Source organism: Roseateles sp. GW821-FHT09G09 (genome assembly GCF_059415965.1).
This window is the reverse complement of the sequence record NZ_JBWKOG010000004.1, coordinates 627,418-634,207: the sequence shown is the minus strand read 5'-3', so window position 1 is coordinate 634,207 and position 6,790 is coordinate 627,418. Positions and strand designations below refer to the sequence as shown.

The window sequence follows — 6,790 nt, the reverse complement described above, 5'->3', positions numbered from 1 at the left end:
GTCATCCTCAACGCCATCTTCAAAACCGGCCAACCCTGGAGAAGTGCCGAGGGCGCTTGACACGGTTGCTCTCCCGCAAGCGGGAGAGGGAGTTCGACCGAGGCCGTCGAAGCGGGGTGGCGCCTCGGCGGGAGTGAGGCAGGCACTGCCGCTTGGTGGATCAGCGAGTCACTTCACCAGCCGCGACAGTTCCGCCGCGTCGAAGTGCTCGCCCTGCTGGGCGCCCTGCGGCACGCAGTCGGTCTGCTCCTGCTCGGACAGCTTCGCGATCGCCTGCCACAGCAGCGCGATCTGGTGTTCCTGGGTCGAGGCGTTGTCGATCAGGCCCTTCATCGCCAGCGCCACCGGGTCATCGCCCTGCGTCACGCCATAGGCCGAGAAGCCCATGCGGGCCGCCGCCTCCTCGCGTCTGGCATCGAGCTTGGCCTCGATGACGCGCGCCGGATTGCCGACCGCGGTCGCGCCCGGCGGCACCGGCTTGGTCACCACCGCGCCGGAGCCGACGCGCGCGCCCTCCCCGACCGTGAAACCGCCCAGGATGCAGGCATTGGCGCCGACGATCACGCCGCGTTCCAGCGTCGGGTGCCGCTTGGCGCCCTTCACCAGCGAGGTCCCGCCCAAGGTCACGCCCTGGTAGATCGTGACCTCGTCGCCGATCTCGGTCATCTCGCCGATCACGACGCCCATGCCGTGGTCGATGAACACGCGTCGGCCGATGGTCGCGCCGGGGTGGATCTCGATGCCGGTCAGGAAGCGGCCGATGTGGGATGTGAAGCGCCCCAGCCAACGGAAGCCCCGGAGCCAGAACCAGTGCGCACAGCGATGCACCACCAGCGCGTGCAGACCCGGGTAACAGGTCAGCACCTCCCAGGCCGAGCGGGCGGCGGGGTCGCGTTCGAGGATGCAGGCGATGTCTTCGCGAAGACGCTGGAACATGGTGGGGGGACCCGATGGCAGCCCGCGAGGGGCTGGAGCTGAGGGTCGGCCAGTTTAGCGGCGGGTCCCGACCTTGCCGGGCGCAGGCTTACTGACGTGCCGCGTGATCGCCACGCCGCGGCGACGCCCGGTCTACTCGTCCCCCCCGAGCGCGGGGGGCGTGCCCGCGGCGGGGTGGGTCTTCGCTATCGCCCGGGCGATGCCGCGCAGGATGTGGACCTCTTCCTTCGTCAACCCGGCGCGGTTGAAGAGCTGGTTCAAGCGCGGCATCAGCTTCTTGGGCGAGGCCGGATCGAGGTAGCCGAGGTGCACGAGGCTGCTTTCCAGATGCGTCAGCAGGCCTTGCACCGCCTGCGCGTCCGCGAGCTGCGGATCCGCCGTGCGCGCCTCCACCGCAAAACCGCCGAGCGCTTGGCGCCAGTCGTAGGAGATCAACTGCACCGCCTGCGCGAGGTTCAGCGAGCCGTACGCCGGATGCGTCGGGATCGAGAGCACCGCGTGAGCGCGGTACACGTCCTCGTTGCTCATGCCGTAGCGTTCGGACCCGAAGAGGAAGGCCACCTGATGGGGGAGCGGTTCCCCCCGGGCCAATTCCGCGAAGAGCGATCTCGGCTCGCGCGTCGGCGGCCCGAAGTCCCTGGGCGTCATCGCCGTGGCGCAGACGAAGGTGCAGCCGTCCAGCGCGTCCTCGACGCGATCGACGATGCGCGCGCGGGCCAGGATGTCGGCGGCGCCGCTGGCCATCGCGACGGTCTCCTCCTGGCTCAGCACATCCGCGAAGCGGGGTCGAACCAGCACGAGGTCGCGGAAGCCCATCACCTTCATCGCCCGCGCGGTCGAGCCGACGTTGCCGGGGTGGCTGGTCTCGATCAGCACGAAACGTGTCGGATCCGACGTCGGAGGGCGGGCGGTCGAGCCGGAGTCAGCCGGGGGCATAGGGGAAACCACGAGTCTGTGTCAAAATGGTCGATTATCCGCGCCGGCCCTGCCTCGTTCCGATTCCATTCGGACCGAAGCTCTGCAGGTCCGACGCCCGCTCTTTCCCTTCGCCAGTCCACTTCCCAGCACAGGAACCGTCCCGCATGACGCAAGCCGCTCACCATCCCATGCTCAACGTCGCCATCAAGGCGGCGCGTACCGCCGGCGCGATCATCAACCGCGCGTCGATGGACCTGGACATCCTGAAGATCAACACCAAGTCGCCCAACGACTTCGTGACCGAAGTGGACCAGGCTGCCGAGCAGGCGATCATCGAGACGCTGCTGCAGGCCTACCCCGACCACGGCATCCTGGCCGAGGAATCCGGCCGCGAACACGGCGCGAAGCATTCCGAGTACCAGTGGATCATCGACCCGCTGGACGGCACGACCAACTTCATCCACGGCCTGCCGTTCTACTGCGTGTCGATCGCGCTGGCGCATCGCAACGTCGTGCAGCAGGCCGTCGTCTACGACCCGACCCGCAACGACCTGTTCTACGCGACCAAGGGCCGCGGCGCCTACCTGAACGACAAGCGCATCCGCGTGAGCAAGCGCACCCGCATGAGCGACGCGCTGATCGGCACGGGCTTCCCGTTCCGTCGCGGCGACAACTTCAAGCGCTACCTGAAGATGTTCGAGGACGTCATGACGCAGGTCGCCGGCGTGCGCCGCCCCGGCGCCGCGGCGCTGGACCTGTGCTACGTGGCCGCCGGTCACTACGACGGTTTCTTCGAGACCGGCCTGAACCCGTGGGACGTGGCCGCGGGCTCGCTGATCATCCAGGAAGCGGGCGGCCTGGTGGGCAACTTCACCGGCGAGCCGGACTTCCTGCACCAGCGCGAGATCGTGGCCGGCACGCCGCGCATCTACGGTCCGCTGGTCCAGATCCTGGCGCCCTACACCCGCGTGATCACGCAGGACGCGCTGGACGCGGACGCTGCGGCGGCCGAAGAGCCGACCGACACGCCCATCCCCAGGAAGAAGGCTGCGGCCACCACCGAAGGGGGAAGCGAGGCGCCGAAGAAGCGCGCGCCGGTGCGCATCAAGAAGAACGACGGCGGCGCGGAAGCCTGATTCCATCGGCCTTCCGGACGATCTTCGGCGTCATTGACGCCGATCAAACAGAGCCCTCCCCTTGGAGGGCTTTGTCGTTTTTGGCGCGAACGGATGATCCCGCAGGGCCTGGCGCCCTCCTAGGATCAGCGCATCCGATTCACCGCGCCACGTGCCATTGAACGCCATGCTCTCCAACGCCCAGACCATCGCGGACTACATCCTTCATTTCTTCCAGTGGAAGAACGATCCGATCAACAACGCCAAATTGCAGAAGCTGCTCTATTACGTGCAGGGATGGCACTTGGCCATCCGTGACGAACCGGCCTTCCACGAACGACTCGAGGCCTGGATTCCTGGCCCCGTATGTCCGCCGGTCGATGAACGCTACAGGTCCCTGCGGTGGTACCCCATCCTCGAGGAGGTGAGCGAGCCGCAGGGTTTGCCGGAGACACTGACGGCAGTCATCGACGATGTCCTGCAGCTGTACGGTTTTGACACTGGATGGGATCTGGAACGACGCGTCCACCTCGAGTCGCCTTGGAACGAAGCGCGCCGTGGTGTCGCCACCATTGAAGAATCGACTGCCGAGATCACGCACGACTCGATGAAACGGTTCTTCAAGGCTGAAGCCGCGGCCATGGAAGGCTGACCATGCTTGTCACGAAACGCACAAGCCGGCATCTCGCCGTCCGGGAACACGACGTCGCCGGGCTGCCTGACACGCTCCTGCGCTTCTCCTTCCGATTTCTTCATTCGGACGGAAAGTTTGGAAGTGAGCATGCCCCGGATCCTGCAACATACCTCCCCCAGTTGCTCAGCAGGCTGCGCGGTCTTTCGACCATGCGACCGGAAGAGTTCCGCACGACTCGGGACCCCAGCTTGCGCATTCACACGCACGACTGGGCGGGCACAACGGAAAAACACGGGTTCGGGAAGCTGTCCGCACAACTGAACGGTCACGTGGGATGGCAGTTCCAACTCAGCGCCAACAAGCACGGCCGCGTCCACGGCATCCTGGTCGACGAAGTTTTCTACATCGTCTGGCTGGATCCCGAACATCGTCTCTACCCATGAGCCCGGAGCGACCGATCATGAACGGCCATGCCCTACACTCGTTGCCCAGCCCGCCACCCCAGCGCCCTCAGCCCGAGGGCGTTGTCCATTTCCCGTCCCCACCGCTCCCGATGACCAGCGCCGTCCCTGCCGATTTCAGCCACCATACGCCGATGATGCAGCAGTACTTCGGCCTCAAGGCCGAGCATCAGGACACGCTGCTCTTCTACCGGATGGGGGACTTCTACGAGGTCTTCTTCGACGACGCGCGCAAGGCCAACGCGCTGCTCGACGTCACGCTGACCACCCGCGGCCAGAGCGGTGGCGAACCGGTCGTCATGGCCGGCGTGCCGGTGCACTCGCTGGAGTCCTACCTCGCCAAGCTGATCAAGCTCGGCGAGTCCGTCGCGATCGCCGAGCAGACCGGCGAGGTCGGCGTCAACAAGGGCCCCGTCGAGCGCAAGGTGACACGGGTCGTCACGCCCGGCACCATCACCGAGTCGGAGCTGCTCGCCGACAAGCAGGACGCGATCCTGCTGGCCATCGCGACGCAAGGCAAGACCTTCGGCCTGGCCTGGCTGTCGATGACGCAGGGCCAGATCGGCCTGGCCCAGTGCGCCGAACGTGAACTGGCCTCGTGGCTCGCGCGCCTGTCGCCGGCCGAGGTGCTGGTCGACCGCGAGAAGCATCCGGCCGCCGTGCTGGCCGCCAAGCTGCCGATCACCAACCGCCAGAGCTGGCAGTTCGACGCGCCGCTGGGCCAGCGCAAGCTGTGCACGCAACTGGGCGTCACCGGCCTGCAGGGCCTGAACGCGCAGGACCTGCCCGCCGCCCACGCCGCCGCGTCCTGCCTCCTCTCCTACGCGGAGAGCACGCAGGGCAGCCGGGCGTTGACCCATGTGAAGAGCCTGCGCGTGCTGCGCGCCTCCGATCTGCTGGACCTGCCGCCCGCCACGCAACGCAACCTGGAGCTGACGCAGACGCTGCGCGGCGAAACCTCGCCGACGCTGCTCTCGCTGCTGGATTCGTGCCGCACCGGCATGGGCAGCCGCGCGCTGCGTCACTGGCTGCTGCATCCCGAGCGCGACCGCGCCGTCGCGCGCGAACGTCAGGCCGCCATCGCCGAGCTGATCACCACCGGCTTCGAGCCGCTGCGCGAGGCCTTCCGCCAAGTGTCCGATGTCGAGCGCATCACCGCGCGCATCGCGCTGCGCCAGGTGAAGCCGCGCGAACTCGCCGGTCTGCGCGCGACGCTGCTGATCCTGCCCGAACTGGCCCAGACCGTGCCCGGCGGCTCCGCCCTGCTGGAGCAACTGTCCGAAGGCCTGCGCGCCTCGCCGCACATCGCCGAGCTGCTGACCCGCGCGATCGCCGAGGAACCGCAGGGGCTGATCCGTGACGGCGGGGTGATCGCCAAGGGCTTCGACGAGGAACTCGACGACCTGCGCGCCGTGCAGACCGACTGCGACCAGTTCCTGCTCGCGATGGAGGTCCGCGAACGGGCGCGCACCGGCATCAACAACCTGCGCGTCAAGTTCAACAAGGTGCACGGCTTCCATATCGAGGTCACCAACAGCGGCCTCGGCAAGATCCCCGCCGACTACACCCGCCGCCAGACGCTGACGAACGCCGAGCGCTTCATCACCCCCGAGCTCAAGGCCTTCGAGGACAAGTCGTTGTCCGCGAACGAACGCGCGCTGGCCCGCGAGAAGATGCTCTTCGATCTGGTCATCGACCAGCTCACCGAGGAGATGCCGGCGCTGAGCCGCCTGGCCCAGTCGCTGGCCTCGCTGGATGTGCTGGCCGCGCTGGCGGAACGCGCGGCGACGCTGAACTGGTGCCGCCCCGAGTTCGTCGCGCACCCCTGCATCGACATCCAGGGCGGCCGCCACCCGGTGGTCGAGGCGCGGCTGCGCGAGACCGGCGCCGGCGAGTTCATGGCCAACGACTGCCGGCTCGACGCCCGCACCAAGCTGATGGTCATCACCGGCCCGAACATGGGCGGCAAGAGCACCTTCATGCGCCAGGTCGCCCTGATCGCGCTGCTGGCGGCGATCGGCGCCTACGTGCCGGCGACCGCCTGCCGCCTCGGCCCGATCGACGCGATCCACACGCGGATCGGCGCGGCGGACGACCTCGCGAACGCACAGTCGACCTTCATGCTGGAGATGACCGAGGGCGCCGCGATCCTGCATGCCGCCACCGAGCAGTCGCTGGTGCTGATGGACGAGATCGGCCGCGGCACCTCGACCTACGACGGCCTGGCGCTGGCCGGCGCGATCGCCACGCACTTGCACGACAAGTGCCGCGCATTCACGCTGTTCGCGACGCACTACTTCGAGCTGACCGAGTTCCCGGCCAAGCACCCGCAGGCGGTCAACATGCATGTGTCGGCGGTCGAGAGCGGCGAGGACATCGTCTTCCTGCACGAGATCCAACCCGGCCCCGCCAGCCGCAGCTACGGCGTGCAGGTCGCACGGCTGGCCGGCATGCCGGGCCCCGTCGTGCGGCAGGCCCGCGCGGCGCTGGAGGCGCTCGAAGCGCGGGCCACCGAAGGCGAGACGCAGATCGACCTGTTCGCCGCGCCGCCGGAGCCCGCGCCGGGCGCGGCGGCCGAGGAATCCTCGGAGCTGCTCGACGCGCTGCGCGACCTCGATCCCGATGCGCTGAGCCCGCGCGAGGCCCACGCGGCGCTGTACCAGCTCAAGCAGTTGGCCGCCGGCCGGGCCTGACCGCGCCCGCAAGGCCCCACGTCCCCACGCCCA

General features: G+C 68.1%; 6 protein-coding genes. 4 read left to right on the top strand and 2 right to left on the bottom strand.

Translation table 11 applies throughout. The features are described from left to right. Positions 1-168: 168 nt before the first annotated feature. Together cysE and AC07O8_RS14200 are read right to left on the bottom strand one after the other, a co-directional pair. Positions 169-936, bottom strand: coding sequence for a serine O-acetyltransferase (gene cysE / locus AC07O8_RS14205; protein WP_495048631.1), 768 nt, complete (start codon positions 934-936; stop codon positions 169-171). 132 nt (positions 937-1,068) lie between these two features. Beyond that, positions 1,069-1,872, bottom strand: coding sequence for an RNA methyltransferase (locus tag AC07O8_RS14200; protein WP_495048630.1), 804 nt, complete (start codon positions 1,870-1,872; stop codon positions 1,069-1,071). 146 nt (positions 1,873-2,018) lie between these two features. Here AC07O8_RS14200 and AC07O8_RS14195 point away from each other — a divergent pair, with 146 nt between their 5' ends. The 4 genes from AC07O8_RS14195 (at position 2,019) to mutS (ending at position 6,757) form a co-directional block, all read left to right on the top strand. Next, positions 2,019-2,990 carry an inositol monophosphatase family protein gene (locus AC07O8_RS14195; protein ID WP_495048629.1) on the top strand — a complete coding sequence of 324 codons (972 nt, stop codon included), beginning with the start codon at positions 2,019-2,021 and terminating at the stop codon, positions 2,988-2,990. A 166-nt stretch (positions 2,991-3,156) separates the two neighbouring features. After that, entirely contained in the window at positions 3,157-3,621 is a 465-nt protein-coding gene (locus AC07O8_RS14190; protein ID WP_495048628.1) for a Panacea domain-containing protein, read from the top strand. A 2-nt stretch (positions 3,622-3,623) separates the two neighbouring features. Then, a complete protein-coding gene (locus AC07O8_RS14185) occupies positions 3,624-4,046 on the top strand; it encodes a hypothetical protein (RefSeq protein ID WP_495048627.1) in 423 nt (140 codons plus the stop codon). 110 nt (positions 4,047-4,156) lie between these two features. Further along, positions 4,157-6,757 (top strand): DNA mismatch repair protein MutS, encoded by a 2,601-nt coding sequence (gene mutS, locus AC07O8_RS14180; RefSeq protein ID WP_495048626.1) that lies wholly within the window; start codon positions 4,157-4,159, stop codon positions 6,755-6,757. Positions 6,758-6,790: the final 33 nt, after the last annotated feature.

Coding starts and splice junctions, on each gene's coding strand:
- cysE (WP_495048631.1), bottom strand. CDS start 936: ATGTTCCAGCGTCTTCGCGAAGACATCGCCTGCATCCTCGAACGCGAC.
- AC07O8_RS14200 (WP_495048630.1), bottom strand. CDS start 1,872: ATGCCCCCGGCTGACTCCGGCTCGACCGCCCGCCCTCCGACGTCGGAT.
- AC07O8_RS14195 (WP_495048629.1), top strand. CDS start 2,019: ATGACGCAAGCCGCTCACCATCCCATGCTCAACGTCGCCATCAAGGCG.
- AC07O8_RS14190 (WP_495048628.1), top strand. CDS start 3,157: ATGCTCTCCAACGCCCAGACCATCGCGGACTACATCCTTCATTTCTTC.
- AC07O8_RS14185 (WP_495048627.1), top strand. CDS start 3,624: ATGCTTGTCACGAAACGCACAAGCCGGCATCTCGCCGTCCGGGAACAC.
- mutS (WP_495048626.1), top strand. CDS start 4,157: ATGACCAGCGCCGTCCCTGCCGATTTCAGCCACCATACGCCGATGATG.